Raw genomic sequence first — 22,159 nt, forward strand, 5'->3', positions numbered from 1 at the left:
TTCAAAAGACACTTCCATATTTTATGCGTCTTCCTCCACCACAGTGTTCTTCAAGATCAATTTTAACGACACAAATCCGATGAGTCCTGCCATTAGAGACGACAGCAAAATAACTAACTTAGAGTTATTGATAACCATAATATCGTTATCGAAAGCTAAAAGAGTGATAAAAATTGACATAGTAAAACCAATCCCTGCCAAGAAACCTACTCCTAAAACAGATTTCCAATTAATATCGGAAGGCAGTTTGCAAAGCCCAAATGAAACAGCTAAGAAAGATAATAAGAAAATACCCAATGGTTTTCCAACAATCAAACCTAAAGCAATTCCCAAGCTATTGTTTTGTGTTAATATCTCGGAAATGTCTCCCTCAAAGAAAATAGCAGTATTTGCCAAAGCAAAAATCGGTAGAATTACGAAAGCTACGGGTTTATGCAAATAGTGTTGCAGTTTATAGGAAGTCGACTCCTCTCCTCCATCACCAAATGGAATTGCAAAAGCCAATAGCACCCCTGCTATGGTGGCATGTACGCCCGATACCAACATGAAATACCACATCGCAACTCCTCCTAACAAATAAGGAATGAGTGATTTAACTTTTAAACGATTTAAAACTAACAACACCGCGAATATCCCCAAAGCAATAAGAAGATTTGTCCAAAGCAACTCTTTAGTATAGAAGATTGCGATGATAATAATTGCTCCCAAATCGTCAATTACAGCTAAGGCAGTAAGAAACACTTTCAGCGAAACAGGAACGCGATTGCCTAATAATGAGAGTATTCCCAACGCAAAAGCGATGTCAGTTGCCATTGGGATTCCTGCTCCCGCTTGGGTTTCCGTTCCGAAATTAAGAGCTAAAAATATTCCCGCAGGAATTAACATACCTCCGATAGCTGCAAAAATAGGAAGTAATGCATCTTTCACATTTGAAAGTTCTCCTTTGTAAATTTCTCGTTCTAATTCCAAACCGATGAGTAAGAAGAAAATAGCCATCAGTCCATCGTTAATCCAATGTTCAATGCTCAACCCTGCAGTTTTGGTTTGAAAAAATTGAACATAACTTTCTCCAAACGAAGAGTTTGCTATCAGAAGAGATATAACAGTACAGGCTATTAAAATCAAACCTCCTGCTTTTTCACTTTCAAAAAATTCTTTAAATAATTTTGTTGCTTTCATGCTTCATTTTTTTAATGATAGGATCTAAATAAATGTATCCAAGCACTTCTATTAAGAGATCCTTTGTGATTAATATAGATTTATTTGGCAATATCCTTAGACTTGCCGTTCGTTTACAGTATTTAATGTATAAAAAATATAATTGAAAAGATTTAAGTTGATGGTGAACACTACTTTTCAAGTTGGAATAGAAGTGTTCACCTCAGCAATGGATTGCATATAAACTTATCACTTAAAAAACGGTACATCCGCAATTTCTCAAAAAATTTAGCTAATACAGATATTCTTTTAATGTTGTTCAGTCTATCAAAATCTTTCGTACTAATTTTATGGGAGAAATACCAAGTAATTATTATTATTTATGAACTAAAAAATATCTCCTTCTTTGAGTTTTTCGGTATTTTCGGCAAGTTGTAGCTCGTCGATAAGACGCTGTACATCACCGTTGATAACGTTTTGCAAATCGTAGAGTGTCAGCCCGATGCGGTGGTCAGTTACACGTCCTTGCGGATAGTTATACGTGCGGATTTTAGCACTTCTATCCCCACTGGAAACCATACTTTTGCGTCGTGCTGAATCTTCTTCCATTTTTTTAGCCAATTCCATCTCGTACAAACGCGAACGCAACACTTTCAAAGCCTTATCCAAGTTTTTATGCTGTGATTTTTCGTCTTGGCAACGTACTTCAATCCCTGTGGGAATGTGTTGCAACTGAATGGCGGAATACGTGGTGTTCACCGACTGCCCTCCAGGTCCTGTTGAGGTCGTTCTGATGATTTTAACGTCTGCCATATCCAATTCCACGTCAAATTCTTCTGCTTCGGGCAATACCATCACAGTCGCCGCCGAAGTATGCACTCGCCCTTGTGTTTCCGTTTGCGGAACACGTTGCACACGATGTACCCCAGCCTCAAATTTGAGCGTTCCGTACACGTTGTCGCCCGTAACTTCAAAGATAATTTCCTTATATCCGCCCGAAGTTCCTTCGTTGAAGTCCATTACTGATGTATTCCAACCTTTTGATTGACAATATTTTGTGTACATACGATACAAATCCCCTGCGAAGATAGAAGCCTCATCGCCTCCCGTTCCAGCACGGATTTCCATTACGGCATTTTTGGCATCTTCAGGGTCTTTCGGGATAAGCATAAAGCGGATTTCCTCCTCCAATTGCGGAAGTTTTTCTTTGGCTTCGTCCAATTGCATTTTTGCCATTTCCACCATTTCAGCATCGGTTTCATTGGCGATAATTTCCTCAGCCTCACTAATGTTTGAAGTTACAATGATGTATTCCTCTCGCTTATCGATAAGCTCTTTGAGGTCTTTATATTCTTTGTTAAGCTGAATATAGCGTTTTTGATCGGAAATAACATCAGGTTGAATGATTAAATCCGAAACTTCGTCAAATCTTTGTTTTACAATGTTTAGTCTCTCAAGCATTTTGTTTTGAATATCTCTAATAAATATAGTAATTGGGTGCAAAAATAGTAAAAATGGTTTGAAATACAATTCGTTTTGAGAAATCTATATCCCTAAAAAGTCTTTTATAACCTTTTTTTGTGACTAACTAAGGAGTTACGCTCTGCTTGTATACTCTCTAAAGTTCCAGAGTAACAACCTTCTTCGTATAAGCTCCAAACACTCCCAATCCTCCTTTTATATTTGAGTTAAGAATTACGGTCTCACCAAAAGGCCCTATGTCCTCTGTGTCATTTTGCAAAGAAACGCTACGTCCGTATTCATAGAAATTAACATCCGTAGTATAGAGCGTTACGACCACCTGTTTCACATACTGAGCCGAACCGAAATCTTTTTCTGAACGCACCGTGATTCTATTTCCATCACGATTATTATCAGTAAAAAACTTAGCCTCTAATCTGCGATCGTAGTTAGATAATTCTTGACGAACCAAAATCACAGGAATGTAATAGTTACGTTCGTTGGCTCTATCTTGAAAATCAAAGGACACTTGATAGGCATCGCTACCTTCATTTTTAGTGTCGATAACGGTTACGTTTTGTATATCTCCGACAATGTTTTGAGGCACAGTACAATGAGCTGTTGCCTTATTTCCATGAGAATCTCGCACTTCTAAATGATAGGTTTTCCCCGCTTCAATTGGAAAAGTGGTTGCACTAATGGTATAATATTCTGAATTACTTTCATATGGAAGGGTAATGCTTTCATTTTGGTCGTTTCGCAACGTCACTTGTGCATTACTTACGGAAGGTATTCCCGATTGTGAGTGATTTCCAAAGGTAGGATTTGACATCGCCACTTTGACTTTTATATCGGGGCTATCGGCTGAAATATAGCTATGTATCACCAACTGAGATTGGGTACTGATTTTGGGTGGCTCAACCTCACTTTTGAAAAAATCTTCACACCCCACGAATAGAAATCCGCTAAAAACAAGCAATATATTAAAATATTTTTTCATCATAATTAGAATTTTAGGTTATACGTAATGGAAGGAATCATTGGGAATATGGAATACTGTTCAAGAACGTTTTTTTGACTTGAAGGATTTCCTGAGTATTCCCCACTGATGGCGTAGAAAAACGGATTTTTACGTGAATATGCGTTGTAAACCCCTATTTCCCACGTACGTTTCATGTTCTTTCCTTTGCTTTTATGAAATTGTACAGCTAAATCCAAACGATGGTAAGCTCGCATTCTGAAACTATTTTTTTCATCATAGTTATATGCAGTATATCCTCTGATGGCATCAGAAACATCCCCTTTGTCTACTTGGTAGGAGGAAACAGGCAAGCTAATTGCATTTCCCGTTCCGTAAACCCAAGTGCCTGAGAGAGTTATCCTGTCCGATAGGTTATAGACAGCCACGAGGGAAATGTCGTGTCGGCGGTCGTAACGAGGAAAAAATTTACGTCCTCCATTATCTCCATCAAATTGATGTTGCGTCCATGAGAGGGTATAGCCTAACCAACCCGACAGTTTTCCAACTTTCCGTTGTAATAATAATTCTGTTCCGTATGACCAACCTTGTCCCCGAATGATGCTCTCTTGCCAAGCATACTCAGAAACACTTTCAAAGTCTTCTAACAACAAGAAATTTGCACCAGGAGCATACCCAATAATATTGTTCATTTTTTTGTAATATCCTTCCAAGGAGATGCTTAGGTTTTTGTCTAAAATGTCTTTGGCAATCCCCACTGCCACTTGTCGCGATTGCTGAGGTTTTACTTCATCGGTGGTTGGTACCCATAAATCCATCGGTAGTGAAATCCCCGAGCTACTCAGCAAATGCACATACTGACTCATAGAGGCATAGGAGGCCTTCACCGACCAATCGTTCGGCAATGTATATCCCACAGAAAATCGAGGTTCGAGGTCTTGATACGACGTGTTTTTATGCAAATAGTGACTCAACCGAAGTCCTGCATTTAGTCGTAATCTTTCTTCTATCGTAAGTTCATTTTCAATATAAATTCCTGATTCCAAAGTTTTTATATCTTGTATTTTGCGTTCGAATTGGTTGAAAGTTGGGTCTTTAATGACAATCGCACTTGGCCTAAATCGATGGAGCGTAGAAGCAAATCCCGTACGAATCAAGTAATTAGGATTTAAGTTGATTTGCATGTCATATTTAAGTCCAACATCCTTAATTCCAGAGTTGTACCGCATTTCGAACGTATTATTTTTATACGTATTTTCTTGGTATATTTCAAATAAATAATCACTGAAAATCAGCGAAGTATTGGAAAATATTTTATCCGTAAACAAGTGATTCCAACGCAAAGTAGCCGTAGCATTTCCCCAATGTAATCCTCCTTTGAACACCTCTCCTGTGTTTTCTTTATCTCGGAAGTAGAACTTATCCCGACCAAAATACCCACTTAGATATAATTTATCTTTTTGGCCGAAATCGTAGTTTACTTTCATATTGAGGTCGTAAAAGAAATAACCTACCTTTTCGTTTTCAGGCATTAGCGGACGCGTCAATACATCGATATAGGTTCTTCTGCCTGAAATGATAAACGATGATTTGTCTTTAACGATGGGAGCTTCAAGCGTAAGCCTTGATGAGATAAGCCCAATCCCAATATCACCTGCAAATCGTTCTTTATTTCCGTCTTTCATGCTCATATCTAACACGGACGAAAGCCTTCCTCCGTAGCGAGCGGGAAATCCACCTTTGGTAAGATTTACGTTTTTAATGGCATCTCCGTTGAAAATAGAGAAAAAACCAAACAAATGTGAAGCATTATAAACAGGAGCATCGTCCAAAATCAGTAAATTCTGATCAGGCCCTCCTCCACGAACATACAAACCGCTACTTCCTTCCGAACCTGATTGCACCCCAGGTAGGAGTTGCAAGACTTTTAACACATCTTTCTCACCCAATAAAGCGGGTATTTTTTGTATCTGAGCAATGGGAACTTGGATGGTACTCATCTGTGAACTACGGCTAAGCATTGGGGTTGTTTCTCCCGTAACAACCACTTCTTCCAAAAGTTCAGCATCTTGCAATTCCACATTCAACGATATGTCCTCTGAAAGGTTAATGGTTTTTGTAAAAACCTGATAACCAACGTATGAAACATACAGCTCATACGTTCCCTCAGGGAGAGAAATGGTGTAGAAACCATAATTATTCGTTGTTGTTCCCACTTTTAAAGCAGGTATGTAAACATTAGCTCCGATAAGAAATTCCTTACTTCCTTTTTCGGTGATATACCCGCTAATGGTGTACTTCTTTTGTCCCCAAACAGCACTGCAAAACAGCACGAAAAAGAACAACGCAAAATTTGATGTTTTTATTCTCATTATTTAAAAATTTAATCAACTAAAATAGTTCCGTCAGAAATCAAGGTCAATAAAATGGTGTTTTTATGACTTATGGCTTTAAATTTTGTAGTGATTATCAAATTTGAAGTAGTATAAAGTTTCACACTATACGATGAAACTGAAAACTTTTCTTTAAAAAAGTAAGTTTCTCCCACTGAAAGAGACTTATTGAACGTAGCACTTCCTATCCTTATAGAATCAATAGCTTCAAAATAATTATTTTTTACACCTATGTTGTAATTTTCTTGAAATATTTCTTCCTTTTTACAACTAATCATGAATGTACTCAACCATATTAACAGCATTGTTCCAAGAAAGCGTTTTGTAAAAATCATAAACCCCATTTGTGTTATCTATTTTCTTCGGAACAAAGATACTTACACCCGTACTTTTTTCCAAAGGAATTTTATTAAAAAAATAAGATGTATGGTCGTAACATACAATTAATTTCTCAAATTGTTTTGAAAGTTCTATTTCCGTTTGATTAGGTTGTAAATGGTTCAAAAAATCCCCCATATCAAACAGATAATCAGAGCCTTCTTGGTCATATTGCAACCATTTGGTTGTATCTATTTTTTCCGTTTGTTGTGATAGACATTTATTAAAAAGATAAGCAAAATTTTTTAATTCACTTGTTTTTATAGTAGTAACGGCAGCAGATTGTAAAATTCCTTGTTTTTGTTTAAAATGAGAAACATATTTTTTAGAGATATTGTTGTAATTCACGGTACTTTCAAGCATATCTATTAAAATATCTTTGTAAGGAAAACCTGTTGCTAAAACCTCTGTTGGCGAGGCTATGATATAATCAAAACTATTTTTAAGTTCATAAAATACTTCTATGGATGCCATAAAACACGCGTCAAACAACAAAAAATCAAAGTGATAATTTACTAATGATTTCGCTAATTTTCTGATGTCCATTTCAGAATTAATCGCTGTGTCTTCTGTCGCGGTTTGGTCAACTCCAAACGATTTTACGGCTGTGGCTCTGTTTGAAGCCAACAGAGAACTTTTAGGCAACCAAGCACTACCGTGTGACCAAAGTACCAAGCCACGAATCTTTTGATTTTTGGCGGTAGTCAAAGTAATTACCTCATTTAAAACCTCTTTAAAAACAACTTCATTTGAAGAATCTTTTTCAGGATAGACTTTTAAAATTTTTGAATTGATTTGAGCAGTAGTGTCAGCTGAAATTTGGTATAGTAGTGGATGAGCTGTTTTGCGGTTCTTGGCTCGGTCAATGTAGACATAAATACTCCCTTTATCTGGATTTTCGGCTATAAATGCTTCCATTTCGTTTATGTTAGCAGTGGCATAAAAATCCAAGTCATTATCGGCTATCATGTACACAAACAACGCCTTATCTTTCTGTAAAGATGTTAATCCTGTGATTTCATCTTTATTGCAACCCACTAAAACAAACACTTGTAGCAATGCCACAAGTGTTTTTATATAAAATCTACTCCCCATATTGTTCAAATATTTTACTTCCATAAAAACCTTGACGTGTATTTATAAACCATATTTGCCCCGAATTGGCAAGTGTTTGATTTGAAGGGATTACTCCGTAGTGCTTAACATCATTATAGCGACTACTAATTAAACTCTCATTAACAGATGATATTTGTCCAGTTGTGTATCGGTCATAATCTTCAAATAGCGTATATCCATTTGTGTATTCTTGACGATATATCCCCATTATTTGAGGTATAGAAAAAGGTGCAGTTGCTGTCATTTCTCCCAAAATAGGAGCTTTTAAAGAAACTAATTTCGCTGGCATATCACTTATGGAACAAGATATACCATTGCAGTACCCAATAACCCAAGGGACATAGACATCTATCTGTGGGGCTAACTCAGGTTTTAACAAATACAAAACAGGAGTCGCTTTATAAATGGGAATAGGGCTGTACTTCACTACTTTTGATTTATCAATCAAATGTCTATTAGACATATTAATCCACTCATCAATATATTTAGTAGTATAATATTTTAACGACTGATTTCCTACCACACAATATTCCAAATCCACGTTTGATAAATTTTTAATTTCCAAGTAATCAGCTCCTTTTGGGGTGTAATTTCTTTTTAGTTCGTTGTGTAAATGTCTTTTCCCCATATGTGATTCATAGGTCAAACTGTCATACACAACTTTGACATCCTCTCCTCCAATAACAAAAGGAGTCGTTAGGGTTTCTGTTTTCACAATATTTTCAGAATTTCCTGCTACAAAAACGGAATAGCTCACTTCAACCTCAACTGCTGAACCATCTACCGATGCTAAAACAATGTAGTTATGTTTCAAGGTTTTGGATTTATTGGGGCTTTCTACTTCAACTTCAGGCTTCGTGCAACGAAGTTGAAGATTTAACGATATGCCTAACAGAACTAAGCTTCTAATAATTATCTTTTTCATAACATATCGTTTAATTAGTCATAAACCAAAAACCAAGGGTTCCACACTTGTACAGCGGTATAGTTTATTTCTTCGTTAATATTTCGTGCCTTATCAGTTATCAGCGTTCCGTTATCTATTTGTAGAAATTTGTAATTCCTCCAAAGATAACTCCCATTTGCTACCGCCCCACAAGCCAATGTCCAATGCAACTGACCATTGGCAGCTAAAAGACGTAACACGGGTTTATTTCGATAACGTATATGGTCGTAGGCGTGCAAACTGGCAAAGTGAGGCAGAGGATTTATCCAAATTTTTCCTCCTGAGGCAATCGGCATAGACCAAGCCATTTCTGCAGGAGTCATAGGTCTTGCCTCACCAAATGAACGATCCACATACCTAAGTAAGCTATTGAAAAAGGCAAATTCTCCAAAAGTACCTGCACAATCTTCAAAAAACTTATACTTATCTACTCCTTGATTTACATATACAATGTATCCACAAACCCAAGGTCCACACCAATTTCCTCGTTTTCCATAGTTCTGTATGGTTCTGTAATCTGCATATTTAGGAATAGGGAATGTATTTTTATTGGTGTTAAAATCAAAAACTCTACGTGCCCAACGAAATATTCTTCCAAAAAATTTACTATTTGTGTCATTTATTTCTTCATCGGTTGCCCCTGCAATTTCATGTTCTACTTCTGAGATGGCATTCCAAAAAGCCTCAGCCTCTTTTTCGCTTCTGTCAAATGCGGCTACCAATGAATCCTTTACAATTCCTATGTTAATTGCCTTTGCAAACTCAATTTCCTCTCGAATCGTATCATTTTCTATCAAGTGAACAGGGATATTTTCAAACGGTCTACCATCTTTTGGGAGTAACGCGGGAAAAACTTCTGTTGTTAACAATTGAATAATTTCTTGTTTATCAAGTTCTTTTACATCACTTAAAACTTCTCCTGTATCACTCGAAACAATTTGAGTTGGAGCTTCTCCTGACTTTGATTTTATTCCAACAAATTGCTCATCTTTCCAATCCACAAAAAAGGAAGGATTAGCTACCGATGATTTAGATGCCATCTCGTTGTAATTGAATGTTTTAGAAAACATTCCTTGTAGAATAGTACTTCTTTTCTTGGTAGCATTTACACGAACTGTTCCAATGGGAGAACTTTCTGTGTCCAAAGCAATATAGTCGTAATACTTTGGAATAGAAGCTAAATCATAAATAACAATTGGTCGCTCCGACAATCGATAACCATTCCAATTCATTTTCTCAACAAAACCTGTTGCTTGTAATTCTAAAAGAGCAACTTTACGAGCCATCTCGTAATGAATTACTTCTGAATTTTCTTTGAATTGATTCAACTCTTCTAAATCAGCAAACGGAAAAGCTAAATCTTCTGCTTTCCTGTTTTTACTAATGAACGTTTCCTCCACCTCTGGGGATAGAAACTCTTTTTCTTGACACGCCATCAAGGATAGAAATCCTATGGCAAAAAATAACCTTCTCATAAGAACAAAAATTTATACATGTCACAAAGCTAAGCCAAGTTATTTTAATAAACAAATTTACATATCATTTTTCTTTCTTGCTTAAACATAAATATTTTATAATGAATAAGTTACAAGTAAAAATAATTTTTACAAAATCTTAATAAATATAAAATATAGGTTTTTTTTGTAATTTTTAATATGTCTGAAAATACACTTTTCAATTCTTGATTAATCCCGATTCGATAAATATTTTTTTGGAGTAACTCCATATTTCTTTTTAAAAGCCGCAATAAAATGACTTGGAGTGCTATATCCTATTTTGGAACTTATTTCATTGATATTCATATCTTTACCCTCCAATAATTTTCGTGCAATTTCCATTTTATAATCGAACAAAAAAGCGTAAACTGAATCACCATAAATCTGCTTAAACCCTTCCTTTAACTTCTTAATATTCAACCCTATTTCATTGGAAAGTTCCTGTAAAGTAGGCGGTTCAATCATACGACCAATAATAATCTCTTTAGCTTTATGAATTTTAGCAATACTTTCTTCATCAGCCAAAAACGGACACTGCTCAATATCAGCTTCATTGGAACGATTAAAATAGAGCGCAAGTAGTTCATACACTTTCGCTTTCATATAAAAAGGCTGTAAATTTTTCTGAAAATTAGCATTCATTATCTGATGTAGTACCACCATAATAGCGGGTGCAATTTTGTCTTCCTTATAATACTTCTTGTCTCTATTTTCAAGACTTAAAAAATCTACATAACTCGCTTCATCGGAAAGTAACTTATGGAACTTTTGAATTGATATAAAAACCGAAACAATTTGTGACTTTGGCTCGACAATTTGATGCAGAGGTAAAGCCTGTTGTGGATTGTAAAGCAACAACATACATTCCGCATGTAGCGGTTTCTTGTAGTTCCCATTATTAAACAGAAATTGAGCTAATCCCTTGATATTGAAATGATACTGAATAAAATTCTGAGGAATTTCTTTTTTTATTTCTAAAGGCTCAGCTGTGTCATTTCCTATTTTTAAAAGGATGATATCCTCGCTAATAAGCACCACTTCAGAAGTACTTCCTGCGGTATTTTTTGAAAAAAAATATTGTAAATTTTTCATGTAATTTTATTTAGATTTGTTCTATATTTCCGTATATTCATTTTACTTAAAATACACATTATCAGTATAATAATTGCAAATATACAATAAAAAAAATAAACGCGTACTCAAAGAGACAAAAAAAGTTCTTTTAGCGTTATTTTTATATTTCAGTTGTGATTATTTTTGCGAAAGAATTAGCGAAGAATATTTTATGAATCAATATCATTTATCAAAGAGCAAAAGTTTTTACTGCATTGGGTTAAGCTACAAAAAAGCGGACGCTACAATGCGTGGTACTTTCAGTTTATCTTCTGAAAATAAGGCACTTTTGTTAGATGAGGCTAAGGCACAAGGCATTCAGGAGTTGTTAGTGATATCGACTTGTAATCGTACCGAGTTATATGGATATGCTGAACATCCTTTCCAGTTGATTCAATTGCTATGCGAATTTTCAAACGGTTCAGTGGACGATTTTCAAAAAATTGGATACATTTACAAAAACCGCGATGCTGTACAACATATTTTTCGAGTAGGGACTGGGCTAGATAGCCAAATTTTAGGTGACTTTGAAATCATCGGACAGATAAAACAAAGTTCTTCAGTTTCTCGCCAAAAAGGATTGTTAAGTACTTTTTTAGAACGCTTGATTAACAGCGTTATCAACGCCAGTAAACGCATCAAAAACGAGACGAATTTATCGGCAGGTGCAGCCTCTGTTTCGTTTGCTGCAGTACAATATATCTTGCAGAATGTGGTAAACATTTCTGAAAAAAACATCTTGCTATATGGCGTAGGAAAAATTGGGCGTAACACTTGCGAAAACCTTATCAAGCATACTCAAAACAATCATATTACTCTCATTAATAGAACTCGAAAAAAAGCTGAACAAGTAGCTGGAAAGTTCAACGTGTTGGTAAAAAATGAAAATGATTTGACCTCTGAGATTGCTAATGCAGATGTGTTGGTTGTGGCTACGGGAGCTCCACAACCTACTGTACACAAACAACTTATCGCAGAAAACAAAAAACTTTTAATTTTGGATTTGTCCATCCCTAAAAACGTAAACGAAAATGTGAAAGAGCTTTCGGGCGTAACGTTGGTTCACATGGATGCACTTTCAAAATTAACAGATGAAACTTTGGAACGCCGTAAAGAAGCCGTACCTAACGCTTTGCTGATTATTGAAGAGGTGAAAAATGAATTTTTCGAGTGGATGAATAGCCGTAAGTTTGCTCCTACTATTAAAGCATTGAAAAATAAATTAGAAAGCTTAAAACTTGCTGAATTGGATTTTCAACGCAAAAAAATCAACAACTTCAACGAAGAACAGGCTGAAATTATCAGTAATCGCATCATCCAAAAAATAACTACACAATTTGTAAACCACCTAAAAGACTCACAAACAGCTGACGAAACCATCAGCTGGATGCAACAAGTATTTCAGTTGGATGTAGAAGCTGTTTAAGGAATCTTTTGCCGTAATCTTTTTGACTGAATTAGAACAGATCTTTCTCCTTCAGATCTATAATCAGTTATAAAACATCTTTTAACTATTGAAGCTTCAGGGTTTTGAATCAATTAGTTGCTTTGTTGCTTACTTAATTTTTTTTCATATCTTTGTCCAAATAAAACCAAAATAGTTATGTACAATTTATTAAAAGGAAAAAGAGGAATCATTTTTGGAGCATTAGACGAAAATTCAATAGCTTGGAAAACAGCAGAACGTGTTCACGCCGAGGGAGGTAAATTCGTGCTTACGAATGCACCAATCGCAATGCGTATGGGACAAATCAAGCAATTGGCAGAAAAAACAGGCTCAGAAATCATCCCTGCAGACGCTACCAATATGGACGATTTACAGAACTTGGTAACCAAATCAATGGAAATTTTAGGCGGTAAAATTGATTTCGTATTGCACTCTATCGGGATGTCTGTCAATGTTCGTAAAAACATTCCTTACACCGAATCAAACTATGACTTTACTGAAAAGGGCTGGGATGTTTCGGCATTATCTTTCCATAAAGTGTGTCAAGTTTTGTACAAAAATGATGCAATGAACGAATGGGGAAGCATCGTCGCATTATCATATATGGCGGCTCAACGAACATTCCCTGACTATAATGATATGGCAGATAACAAGGCTTACTTGGAATCAATTGCTCGTAGCTTTGGATATTTCTTCGGAAAAGAGAAAAAAGTGCGTGTAAACACCATTTCACAGTCACCAACTCCAACTACAGCTGGACAAGGAGTAAAAGGTTTTGATGGGTTTATCGCCTATGCAGAAAAAATGTCTCCATTAGGGAACGCTACCGCACAAGATTGTGCTGACTACACTGTGAGTTTGTTCTCTGATTTAACACGAAAAGTTACAATGCAAAATCTTTTCCACGATGGAGGATTCTCTAATACAGGTGTAAGTCAAGAAGTTATAGAAAAATTTAGTTAGTTTTCCAAAAAATATACGCTAAAGGATTTACATTCAAGCTCATACCTATAAGCATTTATACTTTTGGAAAGCAACATTATAAAATAAAAATTTCGACTGTATTGTGGATTTGATACAGTCGAGGTTTTTGTTGTTTCATGAGGTATACTTTTAAAATAAAGATACATCTCTCCTTGATTTAAGTTGAGATTTTTTGTGTTATGCTAAAAAAAATCATCGTATTCCCTTTTGTGCTGTTGGTTCAGTTTTACCAGATTTTCATCTCCCCCTTGAAACCACCTACGTGTCGTTACACACCTACCTGTTCAAGTTATACCATCGAAGCTCTAAAAAAACACGGACTAGTCAAAGGAAGTTGGTTAGCAATAAAACGCATTTTTAGTTGCCATCCTTGGGGAGGAAAAGGTTATGACCCTGTACCTTAATCAGATATAAAAAAACAAAAACAATGAATTGGGAAGATTTACTTTCACTAAATCGCTTTGGCGATACCAAAAAACGTCTCAGAAAAGGGCAAGATGAAAATCGCCTTAACTTTGATGTGGACTATGATCGCGTAGTTTTTTCAAGTGCTTTTCGCAGTTTACAGGACAAAACCCAAGTGATTCCTCTGTCAAAAACAGGATTCGTACACACACGCCTAACACATAGCATTGAGGTTTCGGTGGTAGGTCGTAGTTTAGGTCGTAGTATCGGAACGCACGTGCTTAATAGATTACCTCACATGCAAGAACTCGGTTATTTGGCCAATGATTTTGGTGCAATTGTAGCGGCTGCATCTGTTGCTCACGACATTGGGAATCCTCCATTCGGACACAGTGGAGAAAAAGCTATTGGGGAATTTTTCAAATATAAAAAAGGAGCTACTATCAAGCATTTACTCTCGGGAAAAGAGTATCAAGACCTTTGTAGCTTCGAAGGGAACGCCAATGGATTCCGCATTCTGAATGAATCACGCCCAGGAGTTGAAGGAGGATTGCGTTTGTCGTATGCCACCTTAGGGGCTTTTCTAAAATATCCAAAAGAATCGTTACCTGTACGTCCTACAAAGAACATTGAAGACAAAAAATACAGTGTTTTTCAGTCGGAAAGTGCTTTTTTTAAAGAAGTCGCAAACGAACTAAAAATGCGCTCAAATTCAGAAGATTACACACTTAGATATGCACGACATCCGTTAGCCTTTCTGGTTGAAGCTGCCGATGATATTTGCTACACCATCATAGATTTTGAAGACGGCATCAATTTGGGACTTATCCCCGAAGATTTAGCCTTGGAATACCTCGGAAAGTTAATCAATGAGCGAATCAACACCCAAAAATACAGCAAATTATGTACACGAGAAGAGCGTATCGCTTATTTACGTGCTATAGCTATTGGAACCTTGATTCACGAGGCAACTAACATATTCATCGAAAATGAAAAAACAATCTTAGCGGGAGAATTTCACAGTTCATTGCTCAGCAAAAGTGTGTTTAAATCTCAAATTGAAGACATTATAAACATCAGTATTTCACATGTTTACCATTCTAAAGAAGTTATCGAAAAAGAAATTTCGGGTTACACCATACTTCAAGACCTGCTTGAAATCTTTTTCACAGCAACTTTAAATGATTTCAATGGCAAAAAAAATACATTTGATGAACTTATCTTGAAAATAATTCCCGAAACTTATAAAAAAGATTCTTCACTGTACAACCGAGTTATGGGAGTTACCTGCTATGTAGCAAGTCTTACCGATTCCAAAGCTGTGGAGTTGCATTCAAAAATTAGGGGATAATAAGCACATGTCTTTATGAAAGTATTAGTAATCGACAATTACGACAGTTTTGTTTTTAATTTAGTACACTATCTTGAAGATTTAGGGTGCGAAGTAGTTGTAAAACGCAACGATGAAATATCTTTAACAGAGGTAGCTGATTTCCACAAAATCCTACTATCTCCTGGCCCAGGCATCCCAGACGAGGCAGGGTTAATGAAAGTTATCATTGAAAAATATGCTCCTTCAAAAAGTATATTTGGAATCTGTTTGGGGCAACAGGCTATCGGCGAGGTTTTTGGAGGAACACTGATGAATCTTCCTAAGGTTTTCCATGGAGTAACCTCTCAAGTAACTGTCATAGAGGAAGATCTCTTGTTCAAAAATATGCCTAAACAGTTCACAGTGGGTCGCTATCATTCATGGGTAGTTTCATCCGTATCTGATTCACTATCCGTAACTTCTGTTGATGAAAATGGATATATCATGTCGCTCCGTCATAAAGAATATGACATTCGAGGGGTACAATATCACCCTGAATCAATTCTTACTCCCTTCGGTAAAACGATACTGAAAAATTGGATTGAAAATTAAAACATCTCTTGCCTATAAGCGTAAAAATACTTACATTTGCGTGGTTTTTAACTCTAAATGTTTTATTTATGGATACAAATCAGAATCCAACATTCAATTATAACAAGAACCCCATATTCGATCAGCGTTCAGAACTTAAACAACCTATCAGCGCTACGGTTGTGTATGTATTGGCGATTATCGGAATCGTTTTCTCTTTTTGCTGTGGCGTGGGTTTGATTCCTGCCGTTATTGCTGTATTAATAGCAAGTACAAGAATCAATCAATACAATAGCAATCCCGAAATGTACTTAGGCATTGATAATTTAAAAACAGCAAGGACTGTTGCATATATCAGTGTAATAATCAGCGTGTTGATGGTCTTATTATCTATCTACCTAATTGCTATCGTGGGATTGGAAGGAATTGAACAAATGACTGAAGAAATGCCTTATAATCATTTTGATTAGTTTTTAAAATTACTATTCTAAGCAAAAAGGCTTATGCAGTTAAACTGAGAAAACACTCGTAAACCTTGCATAGAGCTTTCTTTAGTCACATTGAGACTGGTACAAAAAAGTTAAAAATTATACGTAAAACATCGTATTTCTGAGAAAATTCTTAGATTCCTTCGATAAATATTTATTAAAAATGAAAACATTTACATTACTCTGGGGAGGTATATACGGAATCACCTCTATCATTTTAGGAGCTTTTGGGGCACACGCTTTCAAAAAAATCCTGTCCGTTGAACGATTAGCAAGTTTTGAAGTAGGTGTGAAATATCAAATGTATTCGGCTTTATTGTTACTCATCATTGGATTCTTCTTAAAGTTTGAATCTTCTTTAGAAAAATGGACTTCCATTTTAGTGATTTTAGGAACATTTTTCTTTTCTGTAAGCATCTACTTTTTATCGTTTCAAGAACATTGGGGTGTCAGTTTGCGTTTTTTAGGGCCTATTACTCCTATCGGTGGTACACTAATGATTATAGGTTGGGGATTATTAATCGCTTATTTTATCAAGTCAAAAGCCTAAACACATTTCAAGATGAAACATATTTTTCAAAAGGCACTGCCCCATTTGGTGGCAGTTGTGCTTTTTATAGCTATAGCTTTGGCTTTTTTTTATCCAGTAATGCAAGGTAAAACCATTTTCCAAAGCGATATAGTACAGTATACCGGTATGGCGAAGGAACGAAACGACTTCCGACTAAGTCAAAATGAGGAATCTTACTGGACAAACAGTGCTTTCGGAGGGATGCCTACTTATCAATTGGGAGCTAATTATTCATACGATTTTATCAAAAAAATAGACAAAGCTATTCGCTTTCTACCTCGTCCCGCTGATTATTTATTTCTTTATTTTATTGGGCTTTACGTCTTATTGCTTACCCTAAAAGTAGATATGCGAACTGCCTTTATAGGTTCAATAGCCTTTGGACTTTCTACCTACTTGATTATTATACTCGGTGTGGGACACAATGCCAAAGCTCATGCTATAGGTTATTTCGCACCCGTACTTGCTGGTATCTTACTGGTTTTCAGAAAAAAATATCTTTGGGGAGGACTGCTAACAGCCTTTGCTCTGGCTCTCGAAATCAATGCAAATCACTTGCAAATGACGTACTATCTGATGTTATTAGTACTCGTTTTTGGATGTTTTATGCTATATAAAGCATGTAAAAACAAAGAATTAAATAATTTCTTGAAAGCTACAGCCACACTCGTTGGAGCTGTTATTTTGAGTGTATTCACCAACGCTACATCGCTTTTAGCAACTCAAGAATACACACAGTGGAGTACACGTGGCAAATCGGAACTAACGATTTCTCCAGACGGAACTAATAAATTAAATAGCGGATTATCAAAAGACTACATTACGGAATACAGCTACGGATTGGCAGAATCGCTAAACCTTATCGTTCCAAGGTTGTTCGGAGGTTCAAACAATGAAGCTCTCGGAAAGGATTCAAAAACCTACGATTTTTTGGTAAAACAAGGCGTTCCTCCAACTCAAGCATTGGAATTTACAAACGGATTGCCTACATATTGGGGAACTCAACCCATAGTTGCCGCTCCAGCCTATATAGGAGTAATCATCTTTTTCTTTTTCGTGTTATCTTTATTTTTAGTCAAAGGTTACAAAAAATGGTGGCTATTAACAGGAAGTATCATGGCATTGGTACTTTCATGGGGGAAAAATTTCGACATCTTAACAAATGTGATGATTGATTATTTCCCGTTATATAACAAATTCCGCGCAGTTTCATCTATTCAAGTAATTTTGGAATTGTGTGTACCGATTTTGGCAATGCTTGGTCTGTATCGATTTTTGAAAAATACGACTGAAGAAAATAAAAAACCGCTTTTGTACACCGTTTGTATTACCTTTGGCATCGTAATTTTACTACTACTCGGCAAGGGACTCTTTGATTTTAAAGGAGTTAGCGACACTTTATATGAACAATATTACGGACGCGAAGTCGTAGCGATGATTCAAGAAGATCGGCAGTCCATGTATACGAGCGATTTGCTCCGTAGCACCATCTTTATGTTACTTACTATATTGTTTTTGAATTTATATCAATACAAAAAGATATCCGAAAAGGGAGTACAAATAGCTCTACTATTACTCATCATTTTAGATTTAGGAGGCGTAGCAAGACGTTATGTAGATGAGAAAGATTTTGTATCAACACATCGGATGAAACAACCCTTTGAAGCTACACAAGCTGATAATATGATATTAGAAGACAAATCTGTTTACCGAGTGTACGAACCTGAAGTAGGCATCAACGGAGCAAGGACTTCATATTTCCATCATTCTATTGGGGGATACCACGCCGCTAAACCAAAACGTTTGCAAGAGTTATTTGAATATCAGATTTCAAACCGAAATACAGAAGTGCTTAACATGCTCAATGTTAAATACATACTTATGCGTAACGAAAATGGACAACTCCAACCGATGCAGAATGAGGACGCTTTAGGCAATGCTTGGTTTGTAAATAAAATAATTACCAAAGACACCAACGATGAAGTCATGCAAGGGCTTTCGGATTTTAACCCGAGAACTGAAGCCATCGTCTTGACAAAAGAGGTGGAAAATTTAAATTTCAAATCATCGACAATGGATAGTACTGCAACTATAGTACTGAAAAATTACAAACCAAACAAATTAGAGTATAAAACTGATAATCAACAAAAAGGGTTTGCCGTATTCTCCGAAATGCACTACCCTCACGGTTGGATTGCAACCTTAGATGGCATAGAAGCACCTCACTACAGGGTGAACTATCTTTTGCGTGGAATGGAAGTTCCTGCAGGAAAACATACTATCACCTTTGAGTTCAAACCTCAAGTAGTAGCCACTGGAACTAAAATCACCTTAGCTGGAAATGTATTGTTGATTTTGTGGTTGCTAGGAGCAGGAGTCGTTTTTTACAAGAATAGACGTACAAAAACAGACAAAAAATAGAATAAACTGTCCGAAAAGTTATTTTTCTAAGCATCATCATTTCGAATAGGCAACAAACGAAATGATAACAAAAGAACCAACTTTTCGGACAATTTTTTTTGGAGTAAAGCACCACTAAAATTACTACTCATCTTCTTTATATTCCAAAATATCAGCAGGTTGGCAGTCAAGTGCTTTACAAATAGCTTCAAGGGTGCTAAATCGGATGGCTTTGGCTTTTCCTGTTTTCAAAATGGAAAGGTTGGAAAGCGTTAAACCCACTTTTTCCGAAAGCTCATTTAACGATATTTTTCGCTTTGCCATCATTACATCTAAATTTACAATAATTGGCATAATATCAAATAGTTAAATCGTTTTCTTCCTTCATTTTTGTACTTATTTTAAGCACTTCACTCAAAGTCATAAATAACAAACCCACAGCTACCTTAAACAACACAGGATTTGTATCCAATCGGATTCCTATATTTTTGCGTTCTATAACGCTATAAATCATTAAAGAAATATCAGTACATATAGTTATGATTATCAGTAGAATTCCTATTTTATTCAAGTTTTTAACCACTTTTTCGTTAAAAATTCGTACTCGAAGAAATAAGTATGCAGTTTTTCTGAAAAGATAAAGAATATATATGAACAAAAGATAACCAATATACCAAAGCCAAAGCACAATTTTAGCGAATAATGTGTCAGCTGTAACATCATAACCGTTCACTCTGATAGTCTCTTCCAAAAAGAATGAAATAAAACTCAAAACCCCGAAAATTGATAAAATAAATAGCAAGTCGAGAATAGTTTTTAGAATAAATATTTTTCGCATAATATCAAATAGTTAAATCGTTTTCTTCTTGTAAATCTGTTCCTTTTTTAAAAATGTAAGCAAGTACATACATCGTTGACCCTAAAAGAAGTATTATTCCCATATCCGATGCCGTTCTACGGTTAAATTCTTGGTATGACGGGATGTTAATAAAAATAAAATCACTTATGGCTTGAAAAATAAATATGAAGCAACTTAAAGAAATAGCTATTTTACTGATTTTTAAAAAATTGTCAGCCAATTTCTCTTTAAAAAACGAGTTGTTCACATTTAATTTTGAAACAGATTTAGCCGCTATCAAACTCATATAAATTTTTGAAAAGGCAATAATTAACTCAAAAAAAACAATAATTCCGTAATAAATTGGGTAATTTTGGAAGAACATCAATTTTCTACCCCAGCTTGATGTGTTGTTCTCTCTCGAAAAAATCAAAGGAGATATGAATTCGAACAACATTCGTATTGCATCAAAAGAAAATATCACTAATATCAACCAAACAGTTAATTTAATGAGTTGAAAATCGGAAGATGTAATCTTTTTCATTGTATCTGATTTTAAAATTATGATGCAAATATAATAAATTTTTATCGAAAAACAATAAATATTTATTATATTATTTGATTAAGAAATATAAAAAATAAGCATAGATTATTTCAGGAACCTCGACTAAATATGAGTTCTTATTGAAGCTATTATGGGCAAAGAATAAAAAAAGCCCCGAAGTGGAACTTTTCTTATAAAATGTATTCTATGATTATCTTTTGCTAATCTCAACAAAAGATCTTTCTGTACTTCCTACGTACACTTGGCGTGGTCTTCCGATTGGCTCTCCACCTTGACGCATCTCTTTCCATTGAGCTATCCAACCTGGTAAACGTCCAATAGCAAACAAAACGGTAAACATTTCCACATGCATTCCCAACGCTCGGTAGATAATTCCTGAATAGAAATCCACATTTGGATACAAGTTTCTTGATTTGAAATACTCATCCTCCAAGGCTACTTTTTCTAAATGTTTGGCAATATCAAAAATTGGGTCATCAATTCCAAGTGAATTCAATACGTCATCCGCAGCTGCTTTGATGATTTTAGCACGAGGATCAAAATTTTTGTACACTCGGTGTCCAAAGCCCATCAAACGGAATGGATCGTCCTTGTCTTTTGCTTTTCTGATATATTTTTCTACATCACCTCCATCGGCTTTAATATCTTCCAACATTTCTACTACAGCTTGATTAGCTCCTCCATGAAGAGGCCCCCAAAGAGCAGAAACTCCAGACGAAATAGTAGCAAATAAACCTGCATGAGACGAACCTACCAAGCGAACGGTAGAAGTTGAACAGTTTTGCTCGTGATCACCATGCAGAATTAGCAATTTATTCAACGCACTTGCTACTCTTGGATTCACTTTATACTTATTTGTTGGGACGGCAAACATCATATTTAGAATATTGTCGATGTATTCCATATCATTGTTATAGTAGTTCAATGGAAGTCCTTCTCGTTTGCGATACACCCACGATGCCAATACTGGAATTTTTGCCATCACTTTACATACAGCTTCGTACACATCTTTCTCACAAGATACGTCCACTGCCTTAGGATTGAAAGCTACCAAAGCACTGATCACCGATGACAACACTCCCATTGGATGGGCTGTTTTCGGGAAACCATCTAAAATACCTTTCATCTCCTCATGAATCATTGTGTACTTATGAATTGTAGTGATGAATTTTTCATACTCAGCTTTGGTTGGTAAATCCCCAAAAATCAGCAAATAAGCCACTTCCAAGAAATCTGCTTTCTCAGCTAACTCCTCAATATTATATCCTCTATAACGTAAAATCCCTTTTTCTCCATCCAAAAAAGTAATTGCACTTTTACAAGCTCCAGTATTTTTATAACCTGAATCCAAGGTAATCAACCCTGTTAAAGCACGTAATTTCTCAATGTCAATTGCTTTTTCATTTTCGGTTCCTGTAATCACTGGAAATTCATATTCTTTTCCGTCAAAGACTAATTTTGCTGTTTCTGCCATAAGTTTAATTATAAAGTTTTATTTTACTAATATCGTTTTTTCGC

General features: G+C 35.7%; 21 protein-coding genes. 8 read left to right on the forward strand and 13 right to left on the reverse strand.

From position 1 onward, the window contains the following. Positions 1 to 21: 21 nt before the first annotated feature. The 9 genes from nhaA to ACF3OB_RS03685 all read right to left on the reverse strand — a co-directional run bounded on the left by nhaA (position 22) and on the right by ACF3OB_RS03685 (position 11,019). On the reverse strand, positions 22 to 1,179 hold the full coding sequence (gene nhaA, locus ACF3OB_RS03645; RefSeq protein ID WP_392448385.1) for a Na+/H+ antiporter NhaA: 1,158 nt from the start codon (positions 1,177 to 1,179) through the stop codon (positions 22 to 24). 366 nt (positions 1,180 to 1,545) lie between these two features. Then, positions 1,546 to 2,619, reverse strand: a complete 1,074-nt coding sequence (prfA, locus tag ACF3OB_RS03650; protein WP_392448387.1) for a peptide chain release factor 1 — start codon at positions 2,617 to 2,619, stop codon at positions 1,546 to 1,548. A 157-nt stretch (positions 2,620 to 2,776) separates the two neighbouring features. Continuing rightward, positions 2,777 to 3,622 (reverse strand): DUF4249 domain-containing protein, encoded by an 846-nt coding sequence (locus ACF3OB_RS03655; RefSeq protein WP_392448389.1) that lies wholly within the window; start codon positions 3,620 to 3,622, stop codon positions 2,777 to 2,779. Positions 3,623 to 3,624: 2 nt separating this feature from the next. Further along, complete coding sequence (locus ACF3OB_RS03660; protein WP_392448391.1) at positions 3,625 to 5,970, reverse strand: TonB-dependent receptor; 2,346 nt, start codon at positions 5,968 to 5,970, stop codon at positions 3,625 to 3,627. A gap of 11 nt (positions 5,971 to 5,981) precedes the next feature. Beyond that, a complete protein-coding gene (locus ACF3OB_RS03665; protein ID WP_392448394.1) occupies positions 5,982 to 6,269 on the reverse strand; it encodes a hypothetical protein in 288 nt (95 codons plus the stop codon). Then, on the reverse strand, positions 6,262 to 7,488 hold the full coding sequence (locus ACF3OB_RS03670) for a clostripain-related cysteine peptidase (RefSeq protein ID WP_392448396.1): 1,227 nt from the start codon (positions 7,486 to 7,488) through the stop codon (positions 6,262 to 6,264). Before ACF3OB_RS03670 ends, ACF3OB_RS03665 begins: the two co-directional genes overlap by 8 nt. Beyond that, positions 7,454 to 8,410 (reverse strand): hypothetical protein, encoded by a 957-nt coding sequence (locus tag ACF3OB_RS03675; RefSeq protein ID WP_392448398.1) that lies wholly within the window; start codon positions 8,408 to 8,410, stop codon positions 7,454 to 7,456. The genes ACF3OB_RS03670 and ACF3OB_RS03675 overlap by 35 nt, the downstream gene beginning before the upstream one ends. Before the next feature lie 14 nt (positions 8,411 to 8,424). Continuing rightward, positions 8,425 to 9,906 carry a hypothetical protein gene (locus tag ACF3OB_RS03680; RefSeq protein WP_392448400.1) on the reverse strand — a complete coding sequence of 494 codons (1,482 nt, stop codon included), beginning with the start codon at positions 9,904 to 9,906 and terminating at the stop codon, positions 8,425 to 8,427. A 210-nt stretch (positions 9,907 to 10,116) separates the two neighbouring features. Beyond that, on the reverse strand, positions 10,117 to 11,019 hold the full coding sequence (locus ACF3OB_RS03685; RefSeq protein WP_042347109.1) for an AraC family transcriptional regulator: 903 nt from the start codon (positions 11,017 to 11,019) through the stop codon (positions 10,117 to 10,119). Positions 11,020 to 11,212: 193 nt separating this feature from the next. Between ACF3OB_RS03685 and hemA the strand changes: the two genes are divergently transcribed. From hemA to ACF3OB_RS03725, 8 genes are all read left to right on the forward strand, one after another. Continuing rightward, the gene (hemA, locus tag ACF3OB_RS03690) at positions 11,213 to 12,466 is read left to right on the forward strand and encodes a glutamyl-tRNA reductase (RefSeq protein WP_095912379.1); all 1,254 of its coding nucleotides are present in this window, start codon (positions 11,213 to 11,215) and stop codon (positions 12,464 to 12,466) included. Between the two features lie 177 nt (positions 12,467 to 12,643). Beyond that, on the forward strand, positions 12,644 to 13,450 hold the full coding sequence (locus ACF3OB_RS03695) for an enoyl-ACP reductase (protein ID WP_042010276.1): 807 nt from the start codon (positions 12,644 to 12,646) through the stop codon (positions 13,448 to 13,450). A 200-nt stretch (positions 13,451 to 13,650) separates the two neighbouring features. After that, positions 13,651 to 13,875, forward strand: coding sequence for a membrane protein insertion efficiency factor YidD (gene yidD / locus ACF3OB_RS03700; protein ID WP_095912378.1), 225 nt, complete (start codon positions 13,651 to 13,653; stop codon positions 13,873 to 13,875). A 23-nt stretch (positions 13,876 to 13,898) separates the two neighbouring features. Beyond that, complete coding sequence (dgt, locus tag ACF3OB_RS03705; RefSeq protein ID WP_392448403.1) at positions 13,899 to 15,227, forward strand: dGTP triphosphohydrolase; 1,329 nt, start codon at positions 13,899 to 13,901, stop codon at positions 15,225 to 15,227. Between the two features lie 15 nt (positions 15,228 to 15,242). Then, positions 15,243 to 15,800, forward strand: coding sequence for an anthranilate synthase component II (locus ACF3OB_RS03710; RefSeq protein ID WP_095894107.1), 558 nt, complete (start codon positions 15,243 to 15,245; stop codon positions 15,798 to 15,800). Between the two features lie 68 nt (positions 15,801 to 15,868). Next, entirely contained in the window at positions 15,869 to 16,249 is a 381-nt protein-coding gene (locus ACF3OB_RS03715) for a CCC motif membrane protein (RefSeq protein ID WP_052458244.1), read from the forward strand. Positions 16,250 to 16,430: 181 nt separating this feature from the next. Beyond that, entirely contained in the window at positions 16,431 to 16,817 is a 387-nt protein-coding gene (locus ACF3OB_RS03720; RefSeq protein WP_042010265.1) for a DUF423 domain-containing protein, read from the forward strand. 12 nt (positions 16,818 to 16,829) lie between these two features. Next, entirely contained in the window at positions 16,830 to 19,259 is a 2,430-nt protein-coding gene (locus tag ACF3OB_RS03725; protein WP_095894106.1) for a YfhO family protein, read from the forward strand. A gap of 123 nt (positions 19,260 to 19,382) precedes the next feature. Here the strand turns inward: ACF3OB_RS03725 and ACF3OB_RS03730 are convergent, their stop codons facing one another. The 4 genes from ACF3OB_RS03730 to ACF3OB_RS03745 form a co-directional block, all read right to left on the reverse strand. Beyond that, entirely contained in the window at positions 19,383 to 19,592 is a 210-nt protein-coding gene (locus ACF3OB_RS03730) for a helix-turn-helix domain-containing protein (RefSeq protein ID WP_042010260.1), read from the reverse strand. A gap of 4 nt (positions 19,593 to 19,596) precedes the next feature. Next, entirely contained in the window at positions 19,597 to 20,076 is a 480-nt protein-coding gene (locus tag ACF3OB_RS03735) for a DUF2975 domain-containing protein (RefSeq protein ID WP_095894105.1), read from the reverse strand. A gap of 4 nt (positions 20,077 to 20,080) precedes the next feature. Continuing rightward, the gene (locus ACF3OB_RS03740; protein ID WP_042010253.1) at positions 20,081 to 20,620 is read right to left on the reverse strand and encodes a hypothetical protein; all 540 of its coding nucleotides are present in this window, start codon (positions 20,618 to 20,620) and stop codon (positions 20,081 to 20,083) included. A 211-nt stretch (positions 20,621 to 20,831) separates the two neighbouring features. Continuing rightward, the gene (locus ACF3OB_RS03745; RefSeq protein ID WP_172914551.1) at positions 20,832 to 22,115 is read right to left on the reverse strand and encodes a citrate synthase; all 1,284 of its coding nucleotides are present in this window, start codon (positions 22,113 to 22,115) and stop codon (positions 20,832 to 20,834) included. Positions 22,116 to 22,159 lie beyond the last annotated feature (44 nt).

The sequence above is a fragment of the Capnocytophaga canis genome, from assembly GCF_043187445.1.
GTDB classification, from domain to species: Bacteria; Bacteroidota; Bacteroidia; order Flavobacteriales; family Flavobacteriaceae; genus Capnocytophaga; species Capnocytophaga canis.

Excerpts from the sequence above, each read along its gene's own strand:
- ACF3OB_RS03675 (WP_392448398.1), bottom strand. The coding sequence starts at position 8,410 with ATGAAAAAGATAATTATTAGAAGCTTAGTTCTGTTAGGCATATCGTTA.
- ACF3OB_RS03670 (WP_392448396.1), bottom strand. The coding sequence starts at position 7,488 with ATGGAAGTAAAATATTTGAACAATATGGGGAGTAGATTTTATATAAAA.
- ACF3OB_RS03720 (WP_042010265.1), top strand. The coding sequence starts at position 16,431 with ATGAAAACATTTACATTACTCTGGGGAGGTATATACGGAATCACCTCT.
- ACF3OB_RS03730 (WP_042010260.1), bottom strand. The coding sequence starts at position 19,592 with ATGCCAATTATTGTAAATTTAGATGTAATGATGGCAAAGCGAAAAATA.
- ACF3OB_RS03710 (WP_095894107.1), top strand. The coding sequence starts at position 15,243 with ATGAAAGTATTAGTAATCGACAATTACGACAGTTTTGTTTTTAATTTA.
- ACF3OB_RS03695 (WP_042010276.1), top strand. The coding sequence starts at position 12,644 with ATGTACAATTTATTAAAAGGAAAAAGAGGAATCATTTTTGGAGCATTA.
- nhaA (WP_392448385.1), bottom strand. The coding sequence starts at position 1,179 with ATGAAAGCAACAAAATTATTTAAAGAATTTTTTGAAAGTGAAAAAGCA.
- ACF3OB_RS03680 (WP_392448400.1), bottom strand. The coding sequence starts at position 9,906 with ATGAGAAGGTTATTTTTTGCCATAGGATTTCTATCCTTGATGGCGTGT.
- ACF3OB_RS03665 (WP_392448394.1), bottom strand. The coding sequence starts at position 6,269 with ATGATTAGTTGTAAAAAGGAAGAAATATTTCAAGAAAATTACAACATA.
- ACF3OB_RS03745 (WP_172914551.1), bottom strand. The coding sequence starts at position 22,115 with ATGGCAGAAACAGCAAAATTAGTCTTTGACGGAAAAGAATATGAATTT.
- ACF3OB_RS03725 (WP_095894106.1), top strand. The coding sequence starts at position 16,830 with ATGAAACATATTTTTCAAAAGGCACTGCCCCATTTGGTGGCAGTTGTG.
- yidD (WP_095912378.1), top strand. The coding sequence starts at position 13,651 with ATGCTAAAAAAAATCATCGTATTCCCTTTTGTGCTGTTGGTTCAGTTT.
- ACF3OB_RS03735 (WP_095894105.1), bottom strand. The coding sequence starts at position 20,076 with ATGCGAAAAATATTTATTCTAAAAACTATTCTCGACTTGCTATTTATT.
- ACF3OB_RS03660 (WP_392448391.1), bottom strand. The coding sequence starts at position 5,970 with ATGAGAATAAAAACATCAAATTTTGCGTTGTTCTTTTTCGTGCTGTTT.
- ACF3OB_RS03740 (WP_042010253.1), bottom strand. The coding sequence starts at position 20,620 with ATGAAAAAGATTACATCTTCCGATTTTCAACTCATTAAATTAACTGTT.
- dgt (WP_392448403.1), top strand. The coding sequence starts at position 13,899 with ATGAATTGGGAAGATTTACTTTCACTAAATCGCTTTGGCGATACCAAA.
- prfA (WP_392448387.1), bottom strand. The coding sequence starts at position 2,619 with ATGCTTGAGAGACTAAACATTGTAAAACAAAGATTTGACGAAGTTTCG.
- ACF3OB_RS03655 (WP_392448389.1), bottom strand. The coding sequence starts at position 3,622 with ATGATGAAAAAATATTTTAATATATTGCTTGTTTTTAGCGGATTTCTA.
- hemA (WP_095912379.1), top strand. The coding sequence starts at position 11,213 with ATGAATCAATATCATTTATCAAAGAGCAAAAGTTTTTACTGCATTGGG.
- ACF3OB_RS03685 (WP_042347109.1), bottom strand. The coding sequence starts at position 11,019 with ATGAAAAATTTACAATATTTTTTTTCAAAAAATACCGCAGGAAGTACT.
- ACF3OB_RS03715 (WP_052458244.1), top strand. The coding sequence starts at position 15,869 with ATGGATACAAATCAGAATCCAACATTCAATTATAACAAGAACCCCATA.